Annotated in this window: 22 protein-coding genes; 12 read left to right on the top strand and 10 right to left on the bottom strand. The window is 35.6% G+C overall.

Annotated elements, in window-relative coordinates; all coding sequences use genetic code 11:
- Positions 1 to 40 precede the first annotated feature (40 nt).
- Entirely contained in the window at positions 41 to 2,890 is a 2,850-nt protein-coding gene (gene gcvP / locus NO995_RS03105) for an aminomethyl-transferring glycine dehydrogenase (RefSeq protein ID WP_258226216.1), read from the bottom strand.
- A 121-nt stretch (positions 2,891 to 3,011) separates the two neighbouring features.
- Between gcvP and NO995_RS03100 the strand changes: the two genes are divergently transcribed.
- Entirely contained in the window at positions 3,012 to 3,845 is an 834-nt protein-coding gene (locus tag NO995_RS03100) for a hypothetical protein (protein ID WP_258226215.1), read from the top strand.
- Here the strand turns inward: NO995_RS03100 and NO995_RS03095 are convergent.
- The 4 genes from NO995_RS03095 to NO995_RS03080 form a co-directional block, all read right to left on the bottom strand.
- On the bottom strand, positions 3,838 to 4,104 hold the full coding sequence (locus NO995_RS03095; RefSeq protein WP_240571887.1) for a hypothetical protein: 267 nt from the start codon (positions 4,102 to 4,104) through the stop codon (positions 3,838 to 3,840). The two genes, NO995_RS03100 and NO995_RS03095, sit on opposite strands and share 8 nt — an antisense overlap.
- Before the next feature lies 1 nt (position 4,105).
- Positions 4,106 to 4,657, bottom strand: coding sequence for a sigma-70 family RNA polymerase sigma factor (locus tag NO995_RS03090; RefSeq protein WP_240571886.1), 552 nt, complete (start codon positions 4,655 to 4,657; stop codon positions 4,106 to 4,108).
- A gap of 105 nt (positions 4,658 to 4,762) precedes the next feature.
- Positions 4,763 to 5,122, bottom strand: coding sequence for a DUF779 domain-containing protein (locus NO995_RS03085; protein ID WP_258226214.1), 360 nt, complete (start codon positions 5,120 to 5,122; stop codon positions 4,763 to 4,765).
- Positions 5,123 to 5,189: 67 nt separating this feature from the next.
- Positions 5,190 to 6,689: an aldehyde dehydrogenase family protein gene (locus tag NO995_RS03080; RefSeq protein ID WP_258226213.1), complete on the bottom strand. Its 1,500-nt coding sequence runs from the start codon at positions 6,687 to 6,689 to the stop codon at positions 5,190 to 5,192.
- 172 nt (positions 6,690 to 6,861) lie between these two features.
- Between NO995_RS03080 and NO995_RS03075 the strand changes: the two genes are divergently transcribed.
- A complete protein-coding gene (locus NO995_RS03075; RefSeq protein ID WP_258226212.1) occupies positions 6,862 to 7,779 on the top strand; it encodes an AraC family transcriptional regulator in 918 nt (305 codons plus the stop codon).
- 41 nt (positions 7,780 to 7,820) lie between these two features.
- On the opposite strand, the gene NO995_RS03070 is transcribed toward NO995_RS03075, so the two are convergent.
- The 3 genes from NO995_RS03070 to NO995_RS03060 all read right to left on the bottom strand — a co-directional run bounded on the left by NO995_RS03070 (position 7,821) and on the right by NO995_RS03060 (position 11,687).
- Entirely contained in the window at positions 7,821 to 9,857 is a 2,037-nt protein-coding gene (locus tag NO995_RS03070; protein WP_375141541.1) for a M3 family metallopeptidase, read from the bottom strand.
- 150 nt (positions 9,858 to 10,007) lie between these two features.
- The gene (gene purE, locus NO995_RS03065) at positions 10,008 to 10,487 is read right to left on the bottom strand and encodes a 5-(carboxyamino)imidazole ribonucleotide mutase (RefSeq protein ID WP_258226211.1); all 480 of its coding nucleotides are present in this window, start codon (positions 10,485 to 10,487) and stop codon (positions 10,008 to 10,010) included.
- A 45-nt stretch (positions 10,488 to 10,532) separates the two neighbouring features.
- Positions 10,533 to 11,687 carry a 5-(carboxyamino)imidazole ribonucleotide synthase gene (locus NO995_RS03060; RefSeq protein WP_258226210.1) on the bottom strand — a complete coding sequence of 385 codons (1,155 nt, stop codon included), beginning with the start codon at positions 11,685 to 11,687 and terminating at the stop codon, positions 10,533 to 10,535.
- Positions 11,688 to 11,840: 153 nt separating this feature from the next.
- On the opposite strand from NO995_RS03060, the gene NO995_RS03055 reads away from it, so the two are divergent.
- From NO995_RS03055 to murC, 7 genes are all read left to right on the top strand, one after another.
- Positions 11,841 to 12,950, top strand: a complete 1,110-nt coding sequence (locus NO995_RS03055) for an adenylate kinase (RefSeq protein WP_240571879.1) — start codon at positions 11,841 to 11,843, stop codon at positions 12,948 to 12,950.
- Positions 12,951 to 13,077: 127 nt separating this feature from the next.
- A complete protein-coding gene (gene obgE, locus NO995_RS03050) occupies positions 13,078 to 14,076 on the top strand; it encodes a GTPase ObgE (protein ID WP_240571878.1) in 999 nt (332 codons plus the stop codon).
- 31 nt (positions 14,077 to 14,107) lie between these two features.
- Positions 14,108 to 14,797 (top strand): ion transporter, encoded by a 690-nt coding sequence (locus NO995_RS03045; RefSeq protein WP_255802835.1) that lies wholly within the window; start codon positions 14,108 to 14,110, stop codon positions 14,795 to 14,797.
- 38 nt (positions 14,798 to 14,835) lie between these two features.
- Positions 14,836 to 15,354, top strand: a complete 519-nt coding sequence (locus NO995_RS03040) for a DUF4136 domain-containing protein (protein ID WP_258226209.1) — start codon at positions 14,836 to 14,838, stop codon at positions 15,352 to 15,354.
- 82 nt (positions 15,355 to 15,436) lie between these two features.
- Positions 15,437 to 16,162 carry an SDR family oxidoreductase gene (locus NO995_RS03035; protein ID WP_258226208.1) on the top strand — a complete coding sequence of 242 codons (726 nt, stop codon included), beginning with the start codon at positions 15,437 to 15,439 and terminating at the stop codon, positions 16,160 to 16,162.
- Between the two features lie 91 nt (positions 16,163 to 16,253).
- Positions 16,254 to 16,985, top strand: coding sequence for a lipopolysaccharide assembly protein LapB (locus tag NO995_RS03030; RefSeq protein ID WP_258226207.1), 732 nt, complete (start codon positions 16,254 to 16,256; stop codon positions 16,983 to 16,985).
- Positions 16,986 to 17,062: 77 nt separating this feature from the next.
- Positions 17,063 to 18,418 carry a UDP-N-acetylmuramate--L-alanine ligase gene (murC, locus tag NO995_RS03025; protein ID WP_258226206.1) on the top strand — a complete coding sequence of 452 codons (1,356 nt, stop codon included), beginning with the start codon at positions 17,063 to 17,065 and terminating at the stop codon, positions 18,416 to 18,418.
- A gap of 28 nt (positions 18,419 to 18,446) precedes the next feature.
- Here murC and NO995_RS03020 read toward each other — a convergent pair whose 3' ends face one another.
- Together NO995_RS03020 and NO995_RS03015 are read right to left on the bottom strand one after the other, a co-directional pair.
- Positions 18,447 to 20,915 carry a mechanosensitive ion channel family protein gene (locus NO995_RS03020; protein ID WP_258226205.1) on the bottom strand — a complete coding sequence of 823 codons (2,469 nt, stop codon included), beginning with the start codon at positions 20,913 to 20,915 and terminating at the stop codon, positions 18,447 to 18,449.
- Positions 20,916 to 21,007: 92 nt separating this feature from the next.
- A complete protein-coding gene (locus NO995_RS03015) occupies positions 21,008 to 21,895 on the bottom strand; it encodes a dienelactone hydrolase family protein (protein WP_258226204.1) in 888 nt (295 codons plus the stop codon).
- 76 nt (positions 21,896 to 21,971) lie between these two features.
- Between NO995_RS03015 and radC the strand changes: the two genes are divergently transcribed.
- The 3 genes from radC to NO995_RS03000 are packed head-to-tail and all read left to right on the top strand — an operon-like array spanning position 21,972 to position 24,680.
- On the top strand, positions 21,972 to 22,670 hold the full coding sequence (radC, locus tag NO995_RS03010; protein ID WP_258226203.1) for a DNA repair protein RadC: 699 nt from the start codon (positions 21,972 to 21,974) through the stop codon (positions 22,668 to 22,670).
- A 29-nt stretch (positions 22,671 to 22,699) separates the two neighbouring features.
- Positions 22,700 to 24,001 carry a polysaccharide deacetylase family protein gene (locus NO995_RS03005; RefSeq protein ID WP_258226202.1) on the top strand — a complete coding sequence of 434 codons (1,302 nt, stop codon included), beginning with the start codon at positions 22,700 to 22,702 and terminating at the stop codon, positions 23,999 to 24,001.
- Positions 23,991 to 24,680: a YjjG family noncanonical pyrimidine nucleotidase gene (locus NO995_RS03000; protein ID WP_258226201.1), complete on the top strand. Its 690-nt coding sequence runs from the start codon at positions 23,991 to 23,993 to the stop codon at positions 24,678 to 24,680. The genes NO995_RS03005 and NO995_RS03000 overlap by 11 nt, the downstream gene beginning before the upstream one ends.
- Positions 24,681 to 24,784 lie beyond the last annotated feature (104 nt).

Genomic DNA, 24,784 nt, shown 5'->3' with positions numbered 1-24,784 from the left:
AATTCAATTTTACATTATTTTACGATGTTCAACGCCTGTTTTAAGCTTCAATATAAGCTTCAATAGGCGCACAAGAACAAACTAAATTTCTATCTCCAAAGGCATCGTCTACACGTCTAACACTTGGCCAGAATTTATTATCAGCGATATAATCTAATGGGTAAGCAGCAGTTTCTCTTGAATATGGTAAATCCCAGGTATCTGCTGTTAACATAGCTAATGTATGAGGTGCATTTTTCAATACGTTGTTTTTATCATCAGCAGTAGCAGCATCTATTTCTTTTCTAATTGAAATCATAGCATCACAAAAACGATCTAACTCAGCTAAATCTTCAGATTCAGTAGGCTCAATCATTAATGTTCCAGCTACCGGGAATGATACTGTTGGTGCGTGGAAACCGTAGTCCATTAAACGCTTAGCGATATCACCCACTTCAATTCCGTTTTGTTTAAATTCACGACAATCTAAAATCATTTCGTGAGCCGCTCTTCCACATTCTCCTGTATAAAGAATAGGGTAGTGCCCTTCAAAACGAGCTTTCATATAGTTTGCATTCAAAATAGCATGTTCAGTAGCGCTTTTTAATCCTTCAGCACCCATCATGGTGATATAACCATAAGAGATTAAACATACTAAAGCCGATCCGTAAGGCGCCGATGAAATAGCAGTGATAGCTTGCTCACCACCAACGTTTAAGATTGGGTTAGTTGGTAAGAAAGGAACTAATTTTTCATTCACACAAATTGGTCCAACTCCTGGTCCACCACCACCGTGAGGGATAGCAAATGTTTTGTGTAAGTTTAAGTGACAAACGTCAGCTCCAATTGTAGCTGGGTTTGTTAAACCTACCTGAGCATTCATGTTAGCACCGTCCATATAAACTAATCCGCCGTTATCGTGGATTAATTGTGTGATTTCAATGATAGATGATTCGTAAACTCCGTGAGTTGAAGGGTACGTTACCATTAAACAAGATAAATCATCTTTGTGTTCAATAGCTTTTGCTCTTAAATCTTCAACATCGATATTTCCTTCTGGAGTTGTTTTAGTAACGATAATTTTCATTCCGGCCATAGCTGCAGAAGCAGGGTTTGTTCCGTGAGCTGAAGATGGAATTAAACATACGTTACGGTGTCCTTCACCACGAGACATGTGGTAAGCACGGATAGCCATTAAACCAGCATACTCTCCTTGAGCTCCTGAGTTTGGTTGTAATGTTGTACCAGCAAATCCTGTGATTACGTTTAACTGTTGCTCTAATTTTTTAAGCATAGTAATGTAACCTTCTGCCTGATCAATTGGAGCGAATGGGTGAATGCTGTTCCAGTTTGGCATTGATAATGGCAACATTTCAGAAGCAGCATTTAATTTCATGGTACAAGAACCTAAAGAAATCATTGAGTGATTCAATGATAAATCTTTACGCTCTAATTTTTTGATGTAACGCATCAACTGACTTTCGGAGTGATGGTTATTGAAAACATCATGCGTTAAGAAAGACGATGTTCTTTCTAAAGAAGCTGGTAATTTGCTAGCAGTCGATAATTCAGTAACTGTGAAAGCCTCTTTACCTAATGCTTCAGCAAAAATCGCGATGATTTGGTTGATGTCTTTTATTGAAGTTGTTTCGTTGAATGAGATTGAAATCGTTTCTGCGTCTACATAGAAGAAGTTAACTTCGTTTCTTTCAGCAACAGCTTTTACTTTTTGAGCGTCAGCTTTTACTAAAATGGTATCAAAATATGCGGTATTCGTTTGATAAACACCTAATTTATTTAAAGCATCGGCAGTTGTTACAGCCGAAGCGTGAACTTTATTTGCGATGTATTGTAATCCTTTTGGTCCGTGGTAAACAGCGTACATACCAGCCATAACAGCTAATAATACCTGAGCAGTACAGATGTTTGAAGTTGCTTTTTCACGTTTAATGTGTTGCTCACGAGTTCCTAAAGCCATACGTAATGCACGGTTTCCGTTAGCATCGATAGAAACACCGATGATACGACCTGGCATAGAGCGTTTGTATTCTTCTTTCGTTGCAAAGTAACCTGCGTGAGGTCCACCGTAACCCATTGGTACACCAAAACGTTGTGTCGTACCTACAACAACAGCAGCTCCCATTTCTCCTGGTGAAGTTAATGTAGCTAATGATAAAATATCAGCAGCAACTGCCACTTTAATGTCATTTTCCGCTGCTTTAGCAATAAATGAACTATAGTCGTTTACTTGTCCGTATTTACCCGGATATTGAAGGATAGCACCGAAGAATTCGTTAGAGAAATCGAAAGTTTCGTGGTTTCCAACAACTAATTCAATTCCAACTGGAGTAGAACGCGTTTGTAATATAGATAGAGTCTGTGGTAAAATTTCTTCAGAAACGAAGAATTTATTTACGTTATTTTTCTTTTGGTCACGTGTTCTAACGTCGAACAATAATGACATAGCTTCTGCAGCTGCAGTTCCTTCGTCAAGTAACGAAGCATTTGCAATTTCCATTCCTGATAGTTCTGTAACTACAGTCTGGAAGTTTAAGATAGCCTCTAAACGTCCTTGTGCGATTTCGGCTTGGTAAGGCGTGTAAGCCGTATACCATCCTGGATTTTCGAAGATGTTTCTTTGAATTGCAGCAGGAACGATAGTTGGGTGGTACCCTAAACCGATATACGATTTGAAAACTTTGTTCTTTTTACCTAATTCCATGATATGAGCAGCGTACTCATACTCAGACATAGGTTCATCTAAGTTTAAACCATTTTTTAACTTAATATCATCCGGTAAAGTTTCGTAAATCAACTGGTCTAAAGAGTCTACACCAATAGTTTGTAACATTTGGTTTTGATCCTCTTCTCTAGGCCCAATGTGACGCAATGCGAAAGCGTTTGTATTCATTAAAATTGAATTTTGTTAAATATTCCGCAAAAGTACATAATATTAAGTGTGTTTTCTTGTCTAAAAGGGGGTGTTTTTATTCACAGGCTATTAACTTTAACACTTTGTTTACATTTGTGTTATGAAAGTTTTTAAGCAACTCCTGAATTTCTATATCAACAGTAGTTTTCATGTGGCCTGTGCAGTGGTGGCGTTAACATGGATTACCTTGTTGGAATTTCATTTGATATTAGATGAAAACCTTATCATTTTTGTATTCTTTGCATCGGTTACAGGTTATAATTTTGTAAAGTATTTTGGTATTGCCAGGTTTCATCACAGGGGTTTGTCTAATTGGTTGAAAGCGATACAAATATTGTCCTTTTTCTGCTTCGTGTTAATGTGTTATTATGTGTTGAAACTGAAGTTGGAAACCTTACTTTTTATAGCCGGATTTGGAGTGGTAACGTTCTTTTACGCGATTCCATTTTTGCCAAGAAGATTTTATCTAGATAGTAAACAAAATTTAAGAAATATAGGAGGATTAAAGGTGTACCTAATTGCGTTGGTATGGACAGGTGTTACCGTATTCTTACCTGTAATTAATAACGATTACGGCATAGATAGCGATGTTATTTTAACAGCTATTCAGCGCTGGATTTTTATTATTGTAATCATGTTACCTTTTGAAATTCGCGATTTAAAATACGATAGCTTAAAGTTGGCTACCATTCCGCAGAAAATAGGGGTACAGCAAACAAAAATTATGGGGATGCTGTTACTTGGCGTTTTTTATACGATGGAGTTTTTTAAAGATAGCATAGCTTCGGGGAGTTTGCTCGTGATGTTTTTAATAAGTGCAATAACTTTGTTTTTTGTGAAGTATGCCGAAGTTAAACAAGGGCCTTATTATTGCTCATTTTGGGTGGAAGGATTACCCATTTTATGGCTGTTACTTTTACTAATGTTTAACTGATTTCCTGTTCTTTTAAGGCTTTATCGAATTTTGCTTTCAATGCTTCCTTACAGGTTTTATCCATACATTTAACGTTTGAAGATTTTATAACTTCAGTCAGTTTTTTGTTGTTTTTAGTGTAGTTTCTGCAGCAAGGGCATAGCGCTAGGTGAATGTTTAATTTTAGTTTTTCCCAAAGTGAAGCTTCTTCGTATTGTGCTTTATCGCAAACGTGGTTTGCTTTAAGACAAGGGTTTGTACTGTTGTTTTTGCTACTCATATTAAAACCAATTTTCTTTTAAACATTCTGCCATTGCCGTACGTGCTCTGTGAATAATAACCCAAAGGTTAGACGCAGTGATATTGAGTTCATTACAAATAACTTCGGTATCTTGTCCTTCTATAGTTTTCATTCTAAACACCTGAGCTTGCTTTTCAGGTAGTTTACTTAGGCAGTTGTAAATAGCATCACCAAGCTCGGTGTTTTCCATGGCGTCTTCAGCGGTTTTATCGAATGGGTCGGCGACGCGCTCTTCCAACCAGTCACCTTCGTCTTCATCGGTGTTGAAGGTCATGCGCACTTCGGCTTGACCTTTATTTGAATTAATCTTGCGGTAGTAATCAATTATTTTTCGCTTTAAAATAGAAATCAGCCAGGTACGCTCGCTAGATTCTCCTTTAAAATTTTTCATTGATTTTAATCCGGCGAAAAAAGTATCCTGAACTAAATCCTGAGCAACCTCTCTGTCGTTAACACGTGAAATCGTGTAATTGTAGAGGTAATCGGAATATAAATCGATCCACTTATTCGGATTAATTTTATGGTCAGACATTGGTCAGGCTGTTTATTGATACCTACCAAAAATAGAATAAAAAAATGGATTCTTCTACTTTAAGAAGAAGGAAGTAAATTTAAAGTATAAATAGAAAAAATGGATTTAGGTTTTCGGATTTAATACAGCATTTTCTTCATCGGTTAATAATCGGGAATGAATAATAAAACGAAGTCCTAAAGGAATTTCCAACGAAAAACTGGCACCTCGGCCTTTTGTGATGTCAACTGTAAGGTGGGTATGTTTCCAATATTCAAACTGGTCTTGATTCATATAGAAGTTAACGCCTTCTAACGTGCCAAGAAGAAAATCGCTTTCATCGAGATACATATCGTCTTTTTCAAAAATCATTGGAGAAGAACCGTCACAACAGCCACCACTTTGATGAAAAATAAGTTCACCATGTTTCGCTTTTAATTGATTAACCACTTTAGCGGCTTCTTCTGTTATTGCAATGCGTTCCATAATAATAGAATTAATGAGAGGCCGAATCGAGCAATAATCCGACCTCTGCATTAAGGTAGTCACCCTATTAAAAAAATCCTAACTTATTTTTATCGTAAGAGATTAACATGTTTTTGGTCTGGCGGTAATAATTGAGCATCATCACGTGGTTTTCTCGGCCAAATCCTGATTTTTTATACCCTCCAAAAGGCGCATGTGCCGGATAGGCATGGTAACAATTTACCCAAACACGTCCAGCTTTAATGGCTCTCGGAATTTGATAGAGTTGATGTGCATCGCGTGTCCAGACACCAGCACCTAAACCGTAAAGTGTGTCGTTGGCAATTTCTAAAGCTTCAGCTTCATCTTTAAATTTTGTAACACAAACTACGGGACCAAAAATTTCTTCCTGAAACACACGCATTTTGTTATGACCTTCCAGAATGGTTGGTTTTATATAGAATCCATTAGCTAAATTGCCACTAAGTTTATTGGCTTCGCCTCCAGCTAATACTTTTGCGCCTTCTTCAATACCAATTTTTAAATACGATTGAATTTTTTCATATTGGTCATTCGAAGCTTGTGCCCCAACCATGGTATTAACATCGTATGGATTATCCTGAATAATGGCATTGGTTCTGGCAATAACACGTTCCATAAAAGAGTCGTAAATATCTTCCTGAACCAATAAACGCGACGGACAGGTACAAACTTCCCCTTGATTAAAAGCAAAAAGTACGGCGCCTTCAATGGCTTTATCCAGGTAGGCATCATCGGCATCCATTACCGAATTGAAGAATATATTGGGTGATTTACCCCCCAGTTCCATGGTTACGGGATTTAAGTTTTTCGACGCGTACTGCATAATCAATTGTCCGGTAGTCGTTTCGCCAGTAAAGGCTACTTTATCCACTTTAGGACTTGAGGCCAATGGTTTTCCGGCTTCAGGGCCAAAACCGTGAACTACGTTAATAACCCCAGGAGGAAAAACATCGGCTATCTTTTCCATTAGTAATGTTGCCGATGAAGGTGTTTGTTCAGCAGGTTTTAAAACCACGCAATTTCCGGTTGCTAATGCAGGAGGTAATTTCCACGATAACATTAACAATGGGAAGTTCCATGGAATGATTTGTCCGACGACACCTAAAGGTTCTTTAATATTCATGGACAAGGTGTTGGCATCGAGTTCGGTGGCACTACCTTCTTCTGCGCGGATACAAGCAGCAAAATAACGCCAGTGGTCTACAGATAAAGGCACATCGGCATTTAAGGTTTCGCGTATAGGTTTTCCGTTATCGCAGGTTTCTACCAATGCGAATTCTTCTAAGTTTTCCTGAATAATATCAGCGACTTTATTTAATAACGTAGCACGTTCGGTTGCTGAGGTATTTCCCCATGATTCTTTAGCGGCGTTGGCAGCATCTAAGGCTAATTCTACATCTTCTTTTTGCGAACGTGGGTATTTTGCTATCAAGCTATTGTCTATGGGAGAGGTGTTTTCAAAGTATTCACCACCAACAGGAGGCACAAATTTTCCGTTTATAAAATTGTAATACGTGTCTTTAAATTTAGGTTTGGAATAACTCATTTTTTATTTAGTTTAATTATTAAATGTTTAAAAATATGGTTGGTATTTTAGTTAAAGTTTAGTTTTTATAAAGTTATATTGTCGTTTTCTGATTATCTTGAACAGAAATATTATTATTTTGAACATATCTATCATTTCCAGTTTTTAAAGCTATTTTTTTGTACTATTGATTATGAGACAGTTATTAAACCACCACAGAAGTCACAGAAAACTATCTACTTTAGTAGAAAATAGAACCACCTATAGTGCTGCATACGCCGAGCTTAATATTTTTGAAACTCACCAGTATGCCGAAAAAGTGTCCTTGATTTTCGATTTTCCGGTGATAGCAAGTATGCTTACTGGAAAAAAAGTTATGCATATTGATGGTTTAGAAGCTTTTGAATTTTTTCCGGGCGAATCGGTAGTGATGCCAACAAGAAAAGAAATGGTTATTGACTTTCCGTTAGCAACCGAAAATGACCCAACCCAATGTCTGGCTTTAGGTATTGATACCGATAAAATTAATGAGGTGGTTGAAAAGTTTAATTACGAAGTTGCTATTGAAAACGAAAATAATAACTGGAATTTAGATAAGAATACCTCACATTTAACCAATCATCAGGATGTAAATCATTTAATAGAGCGATTAACATCCACCTTTCTTAATAATAGTAAATCTAAGGATGCGCTGTTAGATTTAATGATTCAGGAGCTAATTATTAGGTTACTGCAAACCAAAGCAAAAGCTTTAATTATTGATGATCCAAATCAGGCGTTTAGCGATACCCGAATTGGTACCGTCATTAAGTTTATAAAAGAGAATTTAACCAATAAAGATATTACGGTAGATTTATTGGCAGAGAAAGCTTATATGAGCACGTCGCATTTTCATAAGAAGTTTAAAAATACCTTAGGTGTGTCTCCAATAGATTATATTAATTCTGAAAAAATTAAATTTTCAAAGAAATTGATTAAGGAAGCTAAAGATTTTAGAATGTCTGAAATTGCCTTTAAATCTGGATTTAACAATGCCAGTTATTTCAACAGACAGTTTAAAAAGATGGAGATGATGACACCGCAGCAGTTTAAAAAAATGATTTCCGCTTAACTGAAAATTGAGTTATTCAATCAAGCGGAAACCTTAGTTTTTTATTTTATCAATCCCGCACGTCTTAATAACGCTTCTGGTTGCGGTTCTTTTCCGCGGAAGCGTTTATATAAAGTCATCGGGTCTTCTGTACCACCCTGAGATAGCACATTATCTTTAAATTTTTGAGAGACTTCTGCATTAAAAATACCTTCTTCTTTAAAATATTCGAAAGCATCTGCATCTAAAACTTCAGCCCATTTGTAGCTATAGTAGCCTGAACTATATCCGCCTTGGAAAATATGAGAGAATGAGGTGCTCATACAATTTTCGGCAACATCAGGATATAGTTTCGTGTTTTCAAAAGCATTAGTTTCGAAATCTTTTACTGAAGTAATTTGTTCTGGCGAATCACTACCATGCCAGCTCATATCTAATAAACCAAAACTTAATTGGCGTAAGGTTTGCATGCCTTCGTGAAAGGTTGCAGATTCCTTAATTTTTTCAACCAGTTCCATAGGAATCACTTCACCTGTTTCGTAATGCGTAGCGAATAATTCAAGAGCTTCTTTTTCGTAACACCAGTTTTCCATTACCTGACTTGGCAACTCTACAAAATCCCAGAATACGCTGGTTCCGGAAAGGCTAGGGTAAGTCGTGTTGGCTAACATGCCGTGTAGGGCATGACCAAATTCGTGGAATAAAGTGGTTACCTCGTTAAATGTTAATAACGACGGTTTGCTTTTGGTTGGCTTTGTGAAATTACAAACGATTGAAATATGAGGACGACTGTTTTCGCCGTCTTTTACATATTGTGGTTTGTAAGAGGTCATCCATGCACCGTTACGTTTTCCTGGTCTCGGGAAAAAGTCGGCGTAAAGTATAGAAATGTAGTCACCGTTGGTATTAGTTACTTTATAGGTTAGTACATCGTTGTGGTATTTGTCGATGGTGTTTATTTCTTCAAATTGTAAACCGAAAAGTTTTTCGGCAACCGTAAACGCACCATTAATAACGTTTTCTAATTTGAAATATGGTTTTAGTTTTTCATCATCTAAATTGAATAATTTCTGTTTCAATTTTTCTGAATAATACGCCGAATCCCATTTTTGAAGCTGATCGATACCATCTAAATCTTTGGCGAATTGTTCAAGATTCGCAAACTCGTCTTGAGCGGAAGGTTTTGCTTTTTCAAGAATATCGTTTAAGAAGGTTTGAACGGTTTCCGGGTTTTTAGCCATACGTTCTTCCAGCACGAAATGTGCGTGGGTTTTGTATCCTAAAAGATTCGCGCGCTCATGACGTAATTTTACGATGTTTAAAACAATCTCTTGATTATCTAATTCGTCGTTTTGAAACGATTTTGCGCCAAAGGCAATGGCTATGGTTTTACGTAATTCGCGATTATCGGCGTAAGTCATAAACGGAATATAGCTCGGATAATCTAAAGTGATTAACCAACCGTCTTTGCCTTTGCTTTCTGCTAATTGAGCAGCAGCTTCTTTAGCGCCTTCAGGTAAACCTGCTAAATCGTCTTCATTTGTAATATGAAGCTCATATTTATTGGTTTCGGCTAAAACATTCTCACCGAATGTTAATTTTAGCTTACTTAATTCTTTGTCAATTTTACGGAGTTGTTGCTTTTTGTCATCAGTAAGATTGGCACCATTTCTTGAAAAGCTTTTATATTTTTTATCTAAAAGGGTGGCTTGTTCGGTTGTTAAATCTAATGTGCCCTTTTCATCGTAAACAGCTTTTACGCGTTTAAAAAGCGCTTCGTTTAAGGTAATGTCATTACTGAATTCGGATAACAGGGGAGATACTTCCTGTGCTATTTTCTGAATCTCATCGTTAGTCTCAGCAGAATTCAAATTGAAAAATATACTCGACACACGGTCTAACTGTTCTCCTGAAAAATCTAAAGCTTCGATGGTGTTTTGAAACGTTGGTGCTTCCGGATTGTTAGTAATAGCGTCTATCTCTGCTTTTGCGTTTTCAATCCCTTCTTTTATCGCCGGAGGAAAATCACTATTGTTGATTTGTGAAAATGGCGCAGTATTAAAAGGAGTTTGAAATTTTTTTAATAGGATGTTTATCATTTTAATAATAAATATGTTAAAACAAAAAATATATTATGCATACATAGTATAATTTTTGTAGATTTGGCGCAGTTCAATTGAAAGAGTGACTAACTCAAATGAATTATTCTTAATAGCACTAAACCCCGAATCTCTTCGGGGTTTTTTGATTTATAAGCCTTTTGCTGACTCGTAAACTTTTTGCTTTAAGCTTTCTTTGTAGTCTACAATTTTGTTTAAAACCGCTTCGTCTGCAGAACCTATTATTTGCGCAGCTAAAATTCCGGCATTTTTAGCACCGTTTAATGCAACCGTTGCTACAGGCACACCACCGGGCATTTGTAAAATAGATAATACAGAATCCCAACCGTCTATAGAGTTGCTGCTTTTTACAGGGACACCAATAACCGGTAGCGGTGATAAAGATGCGATCATACCAGGTAAGTGGGCTGCACCACCGGCACCAGCGATAATTACTCCAATACCGCGAGTATGCGCATTTTTACCATAGTCGAATAATTTTTCAGGAGTTCTGTGAGCAGACACGATATCTACTTCAACTTCAATATTGAAATCTTTTAAAATGTCTACAGCGTCTTGCATTACCGGCAAATCGCTTTTGCTTCCCATGATGATTCCTACTTTATTCATCTATATTTTAATTTATGTTTTTGTCTTTAAATTTTGATTAAGCGTTTATTCGCTAATCACTTTTATGGTTGATTTTACTTCTTCAGCAATTTTTCGAGCTTGATTGATGTCTTGGTCAACAATAGTAACGTGTCCCATTTTTCTAAATGGACGCGTTTGCTTTTTACCATAAATATGTGGTGTAACGCCATCTAAGCCCATAATAGTCGAAATGTTTTCATAAACTACATTTCCGCTGTAACCTTCAGCACCTACTAAGTTTACCATAACACCACCAACTTTACTGTCGGTACGTCCAAGAGGTAAATCTAAAATGGCTCTTAAGTGTTGTTCGAATTGCGAGGTATAACTTGCTTCGATAGACTGGTGTCCTGAGTTGTGAGGTCTGGGAGCCACTTCGTTAATTAAAATGTTATCATCATGCGTCTGAAACATTTCAACGGCTAATAAACCAACGTGGTTAAAAGCTTCCGAAGTTTTTAAAGCGACATCAATCGCTTTTTGCGCTACGTCTTCCGGTATTCTTGCAGGACAAATAACGTATTCTACCTGATTAGCTTCCGGGTGGAATTCCATTTCAACCACTGGAAAATTTTTGCTTTCTCCAGAAGGTGTGCGAGCCACAATTACTGCCAATTCATTTTTAAAAGGAACTAATTCTTCAGCAATACATTCCACATTTGGTAAACCTTCTAAATCTGAAACCGATTTTACAATTTTCACCCCTTGTCCGTCGTAACCAAACTGAGCTGATTTCCAGACGAAAGGCACAGTTAAACTACCATGGTCGATAGCTTCTTTTACTTCAGAAGTATAAGCAAAACGCGTAAAAGGAGAGGTTGGTAAATTATTGTCTTTATAAAACAATTTTTGTCTCGCCTTGTTTTGAATAGTTCTAAGGGTTTTAGATGCCGGATATACTTTGATACCTTCTTTTTCAAGGGCTTCTAAAGCATCAACGTTAACGTTTTCAATTTCAATAGTTAATACATCAACCTGTTTACCAAAATTGTAAACGGCATCATAATCCATTAAATCACCTAAATGAAATTCGTTGCTTGCAATTTTACAAGGCGCTTCGTTACTTGAATCTAATACACAAGTATATATGTCAAACTTTCTGGTATCGTTAAGAAGCATTTTACCTAATTGTCCGCCACCAAGAATACCTAGTTTAAAATTTGAAGAAAAATAGTTCATTGTTTATCTTTAAAAATGAAATTAAATTGTCTAACCGACAAAATATGATGCAAAAATACACTTAAATATTAATTAGTATCTAAATCGTAAATCAAAAAATGGTGATTCCTTAATCTATTGATTATCTTTGCACCTTTATTAAAATAAGTTTCAGTGGTAAAGTTACACGACAAATTTTTTAAACCGTTTATTTCTGCCGAAGAAATCGATCGGGCTATGACGCGAATGGCAAGCGAGATAGCGAAAGATATTGGAGATGAAATTCCTGTGTTTATTGGTATTTTAAATGGATCGTTTATGGTAGTAAGCGATTTTGTAAAGAAGTATCAAAAACCATGTGAAGTAACATTTATTAAGTTAGCCTCTTATGAAGGCGTAAAGTCTACCGAAGACATTCAAAGACTTATTGGCTTAACACAAGATTTATCTGGACGTACTGTGGTTATCCTTGAAGATATTATCGATACTGGTAATACTTTAGCCGAGGTACACCGTATTTTTAAGAATGAAAGGGTAAAATCTTTAAAAATTGCCACGTTATTTTACAAACCTGAAGCTTATAAAAAAGATTTCAAACTTCATTATGTAGGTATAGAGATTCCTAATAAATTCATTGTAGGCTATGGATTAGATTACGACGGACTGGGAAGAAACTTACCCGAAATATATCAAATCAAACAAACAGAATACATGACAAATTTAGTGCTATTTGGCCCTCCAGGTGCTGGTAAAGGAACACAAGCAGAATTTTTAAAAGAGAAGTATAAGTTGGTACATATTTCTACTGGCGACGTTTTTAGATACAACATTAAAAACGAAACCGCTTTAGGAATGCTAGCAAAATCATACATCGATAAAGGTGAGTTAGTTCCTGATCAGGTAACTATTGATATGCTTGAAGCTGAAGTAGAAAAAAATACGGATGCTAATGGATTTATCTTCGACGGGTTCCCTCGTACAAGTGCACAGGCTGAAGCATTAGATAAGTTGATGGAAAGCAAAGACTCTGCAATTAGCGCTATGATAGCTCTTGAAGTAGAGGATGAAATTTTAGTAGAGCGTTTAGTAAAAAGAGGTGAAACCAGCGGAAGAGCCGATGATGCCGACGAGTCTATTATTAGAAATAGAATTACTGAGTATTATAACAAAACAGCTATCTTAAAAGATTACTATTCTGCTCAAAATAAATATTTTGGTGTAGATGGTGTAGGATCTATTGAAGAGATTACTCAGCGTTTAAGCAGCGTTATAGATAACTTATAAATCTTAATCCGTAAGGATTTAAAGCAATAAAAACCATATCTTTAAAGTATTAAGGATATGGTTTTTTTAAAATAGAATTAGCATTTAATAGAAAATCCACTGTGGTGGAAGATTAAAATAAACAACAATGACAGAAGGAAATTTCGTTGATTATGTAAAAATGTATGTGAGCTCGGGTAATGGAGGAAAAGGATCAGCACACTTACATCGCGAAAAATATATAGCTAAAGGTGGGCCCGATGGAGGAGACGGTGGTCGTGGAGGTCATGTTATCGTTCGCGGAAAATCAAACCTATGGACCCTTCTGCATTTAAAGTTTAAAAAACACATTCGTGCCGGTCATGGAGAGCATGGTGCTAGTGCACGTAGTTTTGGTGCCGATGGCGAAGATGTGTATATCGATGTGCCATTAGGAACGGTAATTCGTGATACTGAAAGCAATGAAATTCTTTTTGAGATTACCGAAGACGGACAAGAAAAAATATTAGCTCAAGGAGGAAAAGGAGGTTTAGGAAACTGGCATTTTAAAAGTGCTACAAACCAGACACCTCGTTACGCACAACCTGGAATGCCTCTTGAGGAAAAATATGTAACCATGGAGCTTAAGGTGCTTGCCGATGTTGGATTGGTAGGTTTCCCTAATGCCGGTAAGTCAACATTATTGTCTGTGGTAACCTCGGCAAAGCCAAAAATTGCAGATTACGAGTTTACAACCTTGAAACCGAATTTAGGAATCGTAAAATATCGCGATTATCAAACCTTTGTGATGGCTGATATTCCTGGAATTATAGAAGGAGCAGCTGAAGGTCGTGGTTTAGGGCATTACTTTTTACGCCACATTGAGCGTAACTCCATTCTTTTATTCTTAATTCCGGCAGATGCTGAAGATATTAGAAAACAGTACGATATTCTGTTAGACGAATTGCGTCGTTACAATCCTGAAATGCTTGACAAAGAGCGCATCATAGCCATATCAAAATGTGATATGCTGGATGATGAGTTAAAAGCAGAATTAAAGGAGGAATTAGACAACGAATTACCAATACCTTATATGTTTATTTCATCGGTAGCACAGCAAGGTATTCAGGAACTTAAAGACAAGCTTTGGAAAATGTTGAATGATTAATTGATGAATAGTGAGACATCATATCAAAAATATGGTTGAAATAAATAATAGCAAAAGAAGTAAATTCTATGCGTTATTTATTCAACTGTTGATTTTGATATCGATAATCATTTTTTCAATTGAAACCATTCCAGATTTAAAACCGCATACCCGAAAGGTTCTGCATTATGTAGATCTTTTTATTGTAGCAGTTTTTACAATTGAATATTTTCTTAGAATTTATTTAGCCAGACATAAGTTTAAATTTATTTTTAGTTTTTTTGGACTTATAGACTTGCTGGCTATTCTGCCTTTTTATCTTTCTATTGGCGTCGATTTACGTGCTTTAAGAGCATTGCGTTTTCTTAGTGTATTCCGGATATTAAAGCTAATACGTTACAGTAAGGCTATACATCATTTTGTAAGAGCCATTAAGTCGGCGAAGGAAGAAATTTTACTATTTATTTTTGCTACCCTTATTTTAATATTCTTTTCGGCGGTCGGTATTTATTATTTCGAGCATGAACAACAACCTGAATATTTTTCATCTGTATTTGACAGTCTTTGGTGGGCTGTTATTACTTTAACAACCGTTGGGTATGGCGATGTATATCCTATAACGGTTGGTGGACGTATTTTTACCTTTTTTATTTTAATGATAGGCCTTGGAATAATTGCCATTCCGACGGCTATTATTTCTGCGGCACTCACAAAATCAATGGATAGAAAAGGAGAAAAGTAATTTTTTCGTTATTTTGAAGTATCTAAATCTATTCAATAATGAAAACCTTTCTTTCTGCTTTTTTTGTTCTATTTTTAATTTCTTGTGCCTCTGTTCGTGTAAATTTTGATTACGACCAAGAGGCTGATTTTTCAAAATACAAGACTTATAATTATTATGCCGATATGAATACCGGTTTAAGTGAACTGGACACTAAGCGTTTTCTTGATGCTTTAGATAATCAGTTGTCTCAACAAGGTTATACCCTGGCTAAAGAACCAGATTTCTTTATTGATGTGAGTAGTAAGGAATATGAAGAAGGACCAAAAAGTTCATTTGGTATTGGTTTAGGCGGCACAGGAAGGCATGTTGGTGGTGGTGTATCTATCGGTGTGCCTGTGGGGCAATCTAATATAAACCGACAAATAACATTAGAGTTTGTTGACGAAAATAAAAAACAACTGTTTTGGCAGGCGGTAAGTGAATCTGCTTTTAAACCTAACGAAACACCTGAGAGTCGGGAGGCTCTTTTTAAGACGATAGCAGTTAAAATGTTAGCCGAGTTTCCTCCAAAGTAATAATTTTTAGATTATCATAACATTTTAGATTCTTAAATTGATTTTTCGTTTTGTAGCTTTACAAAAATCACTAAAAATAGTTATGAAATCATTACAAGATAAAGTGGCCTTTATAACCGGAGGCACAAAAGGAATAGGTTATGGAATTGCACAGTCTTTATTAAACGAAGGTGTAAATGTAGCCATAACAGGAAGGGATTTAGCAACAGCACAAAGAGCGGCTGATGCTTTAAATTCAAATGCTACACAAGGTGCTAAAGCTATAGGTATTCAGGCCGATGTAAGAAGTTATGAGAGTCAGCAGGAGGCCATTCAGAAGACTTTAGAAACGTTTAATAAAATTGATGTCGTCATTGCTAATGCCGGTATAGGGCATTTTGGAAGTATTGAAGACCTAACCGTAGAGCAGTGGCAGGAAACTATTGATACCAATTTAACGGGTGTATTTTATTCTATTAAATCCAGCATTGAAGCTTTAAAACAATCTCAGGGTTACTTTATTACCATTTCCAGTTTGGCTGGAACGAATTTCTTCGCAAAAGGGTCGGCTTACAATGCCAGTAAATTTGGATTAACAGGGTTTTCGCAATCGGTAATGCTAGATTTGCGTCAGTATGGAATAAAGGTAAGTACTATTATGCCAGGTTCGGTGTCAACATATTTTAATGGTAATACGCCGGATGAAAGTGATGCCTGGAAAATTCAAATTGAAGATTTAGGTGAAATTGTTGTGGATTTATTGAAGCTAAATCCAAGAACCTTACCGAGTAAAATAGAGGTGCGACCTACGATGCCACCAAGCAAATAAAAATGTTTATTATATTAGTAAAAACGCCAACTTCAGGTTGGTGTTTTTATTTGATTCAAAAGAATTATTTTTGTTAAAATAAAATTGTGTAATGCCTCGAATTCTGTTTTTACTTTTCTTTCCGATATTAACAATAGCTCAGGTCGATTCTAAAAAGATCCAAGACCTTTTAGTTCAAGAAAAATTTATCGAAGCCGAAGCGATTTTAAATTCATATTTAAAACAACATCCCAATGATATGGAGGCGGTAGAGTTGTTAGGAGATACATATGGTCATCAAAAAAAATGGGATGAAGCAATGAATAGCTATCAGACTCTAATTGAATTTGATGGCAAGAATGCAAATTATCATTATAAATTTGGTGGCGTATTAGGGATGAAAGCCTTATCGGTTAGTAAAATTCGAGCGTTAACTTTAATTAACGACCTAGAGGAAGCTTTTTTAAAAGCAGCTAAACTAGATCCGAAACATATTGACGCACGTTGGGCTTTGGTTGAATATTATATGAAACTACCCGGTTTTTTAGGGGGAGGTGTTTCAAGTGCTTTACCTTATGCGGAGGAGTTGGAAAAGTTATCAAAAGTAGATGGTTATTTGGCAAAAGGTTTTATATATGAAAATGATAATGAACCTGAGTTAGCCGAGAAGTATTATAAACTGGCGATAACTGAAGGAGGTTCGTTGGTATGTTACGATAAATTAACCAAGTTCTACATTGCACAGGACAAACCTGAAAAGGCGATTATAAATCTTAAATCCGCTTACAGTGTACATAAGGATCCTGATTTATTACTTCAGATTAAAGCCTTAGAAAATCAATAAAATTCAAAAATTTAAGAGGCTTGTATTACGACTAAAAACATAGCAATCCTTATCTTTACAAACTACAAAAGTAACTTATGAACGTACATTTTATAGCCATTGGTGGTTCGGCGATGCATAACCTCGCTTTAGCTTTACATAACAAAGGATATCAGGTAACAGGAAGTGATGATGAGATTTTTGAACCTTCAAAATCACGTTTGGCAAACAAAGGTTTACTTCCGGAAGCATTTGGTTGGTTTCCAGAAAAAATTACTGAAAGTTTAGATGCTGTTGTTTTAGGAATGCATGCTAAGGCCGATAATCCGGAGTTGTTAAAGGCGCAGGAATTAGGACTTAAAATTTACAGTTATCCAGAGTTTTTATACGAACAATCCAAAAATAAAACGCGTGTAGTTATTGGTGGAAGTCATGGGAAGACTACGATTACATCTATGATTCTCCATGTCATGCATTACCATGATCGTGATGTCGATTATATGGTAGGTGCGCAACTGGAAGGTTTCGATGTGATGGTAAAATTAACCGAGGAGAATGATTTTATTGTTCTGGAAGGTGATGAGTATTTAAGTTCACCAATCGACAGACGCCCCAAGTTTCATTTGTATAAACCTAATATAGCTTTGTTAAGTGGAATAGCCTGGGATCATATTAATGTATTCCCGACCTACGAAAACTATGTAGAGCAGTTCAAGATTTTTGTAGATTCTATTGTTAAAGGCGGAAGTATAAATTATAATGAAGAAGATGCTGAAGTAAAACGAGTTGTTGAAGCTTCTGAAAATCCGATACGCAAGATAGCCTACAATACACCAGAATATACTGTTGAAGATGGCGAAACCTATTTAGAAACTCCTGAGGGTCCAATGCCAATGGAGGTTTTTGGTAAACACAACCTTAACAATCTTGCAGGAGCAAAATGGATTTGTCAACACATGGGTATTGATGAAGATGATTTCTATGAAGCAATTTCAACCTTTAAAGGCGCAAGCAAACGTTTGGAAAAAATAGCCGAAGGGAAAACCAGTGTTGCTTATAAAGATTTTGCCCATTCACCAAGTAAAGTAGAAGCAACAACTAAAGCAGTGAAAGAACAGTATAGTGACAGGCAATTAGTAGCCTGTTTAGAGCTTCACACTTACAGCAGTTTAAATGCTGAATTTTTAAAGGAATATAAAGGTGCTTTAGATGCAGCCGATACAGCAGTTGTATTTTATTCGCCGCATGCGGTAGAAATTAAAAAACTGGATGCTGTTTCACATGATCAAATCGCTCAGGCGTTCGAGCGTGACGATTTAATTATTTACACCAATCCAGACGATTTTAAGAATTTTTTATTATCTCAAAATTTAGAAAACAAAGCCTTATTACTGATGAGTTCAGGTAACTACGGCGGACTTAATTTTGATGAGGTAAAAGCTTTAATAAAATAAATAAATAAATAAATAAATACCTTTTTCTTTAAGACTTAGTATCTTCAAGTGTATTGTTATTTGGCATACTCTTGATGTGTATATCTCTTTGAGGAAAAGGTATTTCTATATTAGCTTCTTTAAAGGCATTATAAACCGCAACGGAAACCTCACTTTTGGTTACTAAACTCACTTCGTAATGCACCCAGCATTGTAGAACAAAATTAAGTGAGTTATCACCAAATTCAAGAAATAATCCACGTGCTGGAGGTGTTTTTAGTACGTTGGGATGCGATGCTCCGGCTTTAGCCAGGATTTCTAAAACCAGATTTGGGTCGGCATCATAAGCGGCGCCAATAAAAATATCAATACGTTTTATGTTATCTGATAGCGTCCAGTTTATAAGATTGTTAGACATTAAATTGTAGTTAGGAACAATTACTTCGGCACCATCAAAGGTTCTGATTTTTGAAGAACGTACACCAATTTTATGCACTCGACCTAATAGGTTGTCGACTTCAACGGTGTCGCCTTGTAAAATGGGTCTTTCGAACACTAAAATCAATCCGGAAACGAAGTTCGAAATTAAGGTCTGTAAACCAAAACCAATACCAATACCCATGGCACCTGCAAGTAGATTAAATTTGCTTAAATCCATGCCTAAGGACGACAACGCAAACACAAATCCGAAAGCCACAATAAAATAACGAATCACTAAGGAGACAGCTGCAGGTATACCTTTAGGTAATCGTAACGATTTTAAAATGCCTTCACCATCGCCATCATCAATCATGAACGAAATTAAGGTTGTTAGTAAATATGAAGATGCAAGAATGATAATGAATGATAAAATGGAGCCAATTGTTATGGTTATGGTTCCGAGGCTATAAGGTTCTGAAAGTACATCGGTTAAATAATCTTTTAAAGGCCTGTAAACTTCAATCATATTCAAGAAAAACAGAAACCAAAAAATGAGAACAACGACTCTTAAAATTTTCATCAGTTTAATTTCCAAAGCTAATTTTCTAGAGTGATCAATTACAGCTTTTGAACTAAAATGTCTGTGAATTAAACTGGTTGATATTCCCTCAAGGATTAATAGTAAACTATAGAAAATAACGGTTATTACGCCTATATGGGTACATATTTTAAGAGTGATATCGGTTAGGTTGGTATAGCCTAAAATGTTTGACATAACGGCAATAAAAACCAGAATATAAATGACTGGACTTAATTGAATTAAAAATTTACTAAGCGGATTGACTTTAGAATCGCTGATTTGGTAAAGTTTTTTGAGTAATAAATAAAGCGCTACTCCGATAAGTGTGGCTTCTAACAGAAGATAAATTCTGTAAACTCCTGGATGAAACCATAAAAATGTTTTTAGCGAATCGATAACATAGAAAAATGTAATAACATAGTATATGTTTTTAAACTGAGTTTTTATTTGTGGTCTAACAACGTACGAAGAGACAATGATTAACCCTAGGATTAAAATGCTTTCAAAAAGTTTAGGAGTCCCTGTAAAAAATATATTGCCAAGAAGTAACGATAGAAAAATGAATGTAGCGACCGGATGTTTTAAAATGACATCTTTAGAGATGAGTAAATTAGGGTCGTTTGTTACGAACTCATATTTTTCAAATCCTCGCTTTAAGAAATAAACAATTCCAAATAAGAACAGAACAAGGGCAAAGTAAAGATAAAAAGAGCTTTTGTTTACCTTAATAAAGCTAACCAGTTCTTTAAAGCTGTCGGAAGCGGTTTCTAAAACTGAGGTATTACTTGATTTTTCAGTTTTTGAAAACGATGTTTTCCATAAGGGTTCATTTCGCAGGTGAAACAAATCGTATGTTTCCGAGGTTTTAAGCGTTAATATTTCCTCCATAATCTCGTTAATCAATTCCACTTTAAAATTGATTTTCGATTCCAGTTTTAACGCTGTATTATTTTCTTCAATAATGGCTTTGTCAACAGTTTCAATATCTTTTATTAAATCGGTGATACGGGTTAATATTTCCTTCGGAGCTTCTTCGTTTTTAGCATTTTCAAGTGTTAAATCCCATGTTTTATGATGTAACTCTATGGTTTCAAGAAGGCGTGTATTTCTGGATACATAGTTATTAACATCGTCCTCAATTCCTGTTAAATAAATTCGGTTTCCATTCCACTTGGTATATAGGTTTTCAATTTTTTGTCTGTTAGGATTTGAGGTTAATACTTTTTGAGTTTGCTCCTGTTGTTTGTCAATATACTCTGCATATGTTGGGTACAGCGAATCCACCCTATGTACAGCTTTATTAGCTTCCAGTTTGCGCTCAATGAGTTTTAAATCCTCATTCGTTTTTTGGATATTTTGAATAATGGCTGTTAACGGAATCGCCTTTGGTGCATTAACAATTAAAGAATCAATAGTGTTTTCTGAATCTTGCGCTTGCGAGTAGGTAAAACCAAAACATATCAGAAAAACTGAAAGTATTGTCGTTTTTATTGAAACCGATGATAAAGTAAAATGCATAAATTTATAGTTGACCTGTGCTATAAATTTATGCATAAAAAGTTAATAAATTAAATGATTTCTAAGTTATAAGGAATAATTAGACGTTTCAATTATTTTAATTTTTCTTTAAAAAAGTCAATGGTTCTTTGCCAGGCTAAGGTTGCGGCTGCTTCATCGTACCTGGGCGTGGTATTGTTATGAAATCCATGATTTACGCCCGGGTAAATATAGGTTGTATACTCAATGTTATTGGCTTTTAAAGCTGTTTCGTAGGCGCCCCATCCTGCGTTAACTCGCGTATCTAATTCAGCGTACTGAATAAGTAACGGTGCTTTAATATTTGCAGTTTCTTCAGCTGATGGTTGTCCTCCATAAAACGGTACAGCAGCCGATAAGGTTGGGACTTTAACAGCCATCATATTGGCTATCCAACCTCCAAAACAAAACCCAACAACCCCCACTTTTCCATTGCAATCTTTATGATTTTTTAAGTAATGGTAAGCAGCAATAAAATCTTCGAGCATCTCATTTCGGTCACGCTGACGTTGTAAAGAACGACCGTCATCATCATTTCCAGGATAACCACCAAGTGGCGTTAAGGCATCGGGAGCTAAGGAAATAAAATCTTCTAAAGCTGCGCGTCTGCCAACATCTTCAATGTAAGGATTAAGTCCTCGATTTTCATGAACCACAATAATTCCAGGTAGTTTACCTTTAGCTTTTTTAGGTTTTGAAAGTAAGCCTCTAATATTGCCCCCTCCATTAGGAGATTCATATGTAATATATTCTGAATCTAATTTAGGATCTTGCGGGTCAACCAACAAGGTGTCAATATAATTCGGCGTTATAAAACTTAGAAGGGAAGACACTGTAATACCGCCAACAGCAAAAACCGATAGTTTTTCAACAAACTGGCGTCGGTTTATTTTGTTGTGTGCATAATCGTCGTATAAATCGAAAACTTCCTGATTAATATCTTCTTTTTTAAGTGGTTTCATTTTTCTGTTGTCTTATTAGTTGATTTTCAGTGGTTCAAATGTTGAAATATAAAATTACAATATTTATATTTACTGTATGCACGAAAAATCAACATCATTTTCTATTAAGAATTGGAGTCAGGACGATCAGCCTCGCGAAAAATTGTTATACAAAGGAAGGTCGGCTTTGAGTGATGCCGAGTTAGTAGCTATTTTAATAGGTTCCGGTAACCGGGAAGAAAGTGCTGTAGCATTGTGTAAACGCATACTGGCCAGTGTTGATCATAATTTAAGTGCTTTAGGAAAGCTGACAGTGAAACAATTAATGCAATTTAAAGGCATTGGAGAAGCTAAAGCTATTACTATTGCTGCAGCGTTGGAATTAGGACGACGAAGACGAGGTGAGGAGGCTTTAGAAAAAAAGCAAATATCTTCAAGTCTGTCGGTATTTGAGCTTATGCAACCCGTTATTGGAGAATTACAACACGAAGAATTCTGGATTATCTATTTGAATAATTCTAATAAAGTTATTCAAAAGAATCAGTTAAGCAAAGGTGGTATTACCGGAACTTTAGTCGATGTTCGGCTTGTATTAAAAAAAGCCTTGGAAGTTGGTGCAACGGGGTTAATATTAGCTCACAATCATCCATCCGGAACATTAAAGCCTAGTGAAGCGGATAAGCAAATTACAGAAAAGTTAAAAGGGGCAGCACAAAGTTTAGATATTAAAGTGTTAGATCATCTTATTATAACAGAAAATGCATACTTTAGTTTCGCAGACGAGGGAATTCTGTAATTTAGCATAAATACTTCTCGTTATACCATATGCTGTTAGTTTACACCCATAAAATATCACCACGTTTAAAGTATGTTTTTAAGCATATATGTACCCGTATTTTAGGAGTTGAGGTCGATTTCACAACTCAGATAGAAAGCTTCATTGCACATGATAGTCTAAAAATGTCTTATACCAAACAGCAGTTGGGTAATGAGTTTTTTATAAGAAGTCACGATATTTTATTCGAGCAGGGATTAAGCGATATTGATGTCAATGTACACTCATGGGAAGATACCAAAGGTTTCTTTTCGGCAGGAGATAAAAGTGCGATTCCTTTCGATATTTTTGCGGCTTCATTTTATTTGTTGTCGAGATATGAAGAGTATTTACCGCATGTAAAAGATCAATACGGACGCTTTCTAGCTACAGAAAGTATCGCTTACAAAAACGGATTTTTAGAACAACCGGTGGTTGATATCTGGGCATATAAATTCAGAGATGCGCTTCAAAAACAGTTTGAAGATTTTAAATTTCCAAAACGCGAGTACAGCATCAAACCAATTATAGATGTACCTACAGCTTATCATTTTAAGTTGAAGGGCGTCATGCGTGGTGTTGGCGGGACATTAAAGGAGTTATTTCAGCTGAAATTTAAAACACTTTACAATAGGTTTATGGTAATCTTCGGGTTGCAACACGACCCTTACGATACGTTTAAATATATCATCAACAAACAAAAGCAAAGCAATTATAAGTTTTTGTTCTTCTTTTTACTTGGTGATTTTTCAACATTCGACAAAGGCACAAACCCAAACAGTAAACATTTTATTTCTCTAATAAAGCATGTTGCCGATTATTGTTATGTAGGGTTAAAAGCATCTTATTTTGCTCTTGAAAATGCTGATGTATTAAAAAAAGAAAAGATGCGTATGGAAGATATTTTAAATGTACCTTTAAAAGCATCTCGCCAATCGTTTTCAAAACTAAATCTTCCGGAGTCTTATAGAAACCTAATAGAGTATGAAATTCTGGAAGACTACACCATGGGATATGTAAATTACATGGGATTTCGTGCCGGAACCTGTACACCGTTTCTGTTTTACGATTTAGATTACGAGGTACAGACGCCATTAAAAATTAATTCATATCATGTGATGGATTATACCTTACTTAAACAACATTCGTTATTAGATAAAAAGAAAGCCCTAAATGAAATTATTAAACAGGTGAAACGGGTAAATGGTGAATTTATACCTGTTTTTCATAATTACACGTTTAGTGATGTCGAGCGTTGGAAAGGCTTTAAAGAATTATTTAATATTGTTTTATTTTCGCCAAATGAAGATTAACGGAATTACAGATATATTTTTCGATTTAGACCATACTTTATGGGATTTTGACAAAAACTCAGAACTCGCTTTTGATAAGATTTTAAAGCTGAACAAGGTTGAAGTCGATTTACAAGAGTTTTTAACACATTACAAAGCAATTAACCTACAATACTGGAAATTGTATCGCGATGAAAAAGTCGATAAGGCTTTTATGCGCTTCGGAAGGTTGAATGATACGTTTACGGCGTTAAATATGGTTGTCGCAGAAGTAATCATTCATCAATTAGCTGAAGATTATATTACCTATTTAACTGATCATAATTTTCTGTTTGAAAACACGGTTGAAATCTTAGAGTACCTTTCAGGTCAATATAATTTACATATTCTTTCAAATGGATTTGAAGAGGTTCAGACTAAAAAATTAATGAAGTCTAACATTAGTCATTTTTTTAAAACGGTTACGAATGGCGAAACGGTAGGGGTTAAAAAGCCCAACCCTAAAATTTTTCAACATGCCATAGAAAAGGCAAATACATCAATTGAAAAAAGTATCATGATAGGCGATGGTTTTGAAGCCGATATACTTGGTGCTATGAGTATTGGTATGGATGTTATCTATTTTAATGAATTTAATCAGGAAGTAGAAGCTCATATAAAACAGGTAAAACACCTAATAGAGTTGAAAAAGTATTTGTAAATTACCTTGTATGGGATTTCAAGATTTTTTACGTTTCAGAAAATAGAAATAAATAACAAAACGTATATTTACTCAATCATAAAAAAATAATGCTCACGACATTT

Origin of the sequence: Aestuariibaculum sp. M13 (assembly GCF_024723255.1) — a bacterium.
GTDB classification, from domain to species: Bacteria; Bacteroidota; Bacteroidia; order Flavobacteriales; family Flavobacteriaceae; genus Aestuariibaculum; species Aestuariibaculum lutulentum.
Note: the sequence above shows the minus strand (reverse complement) of the source record. Positions and strands in the feature narration are given on the sequence as shown.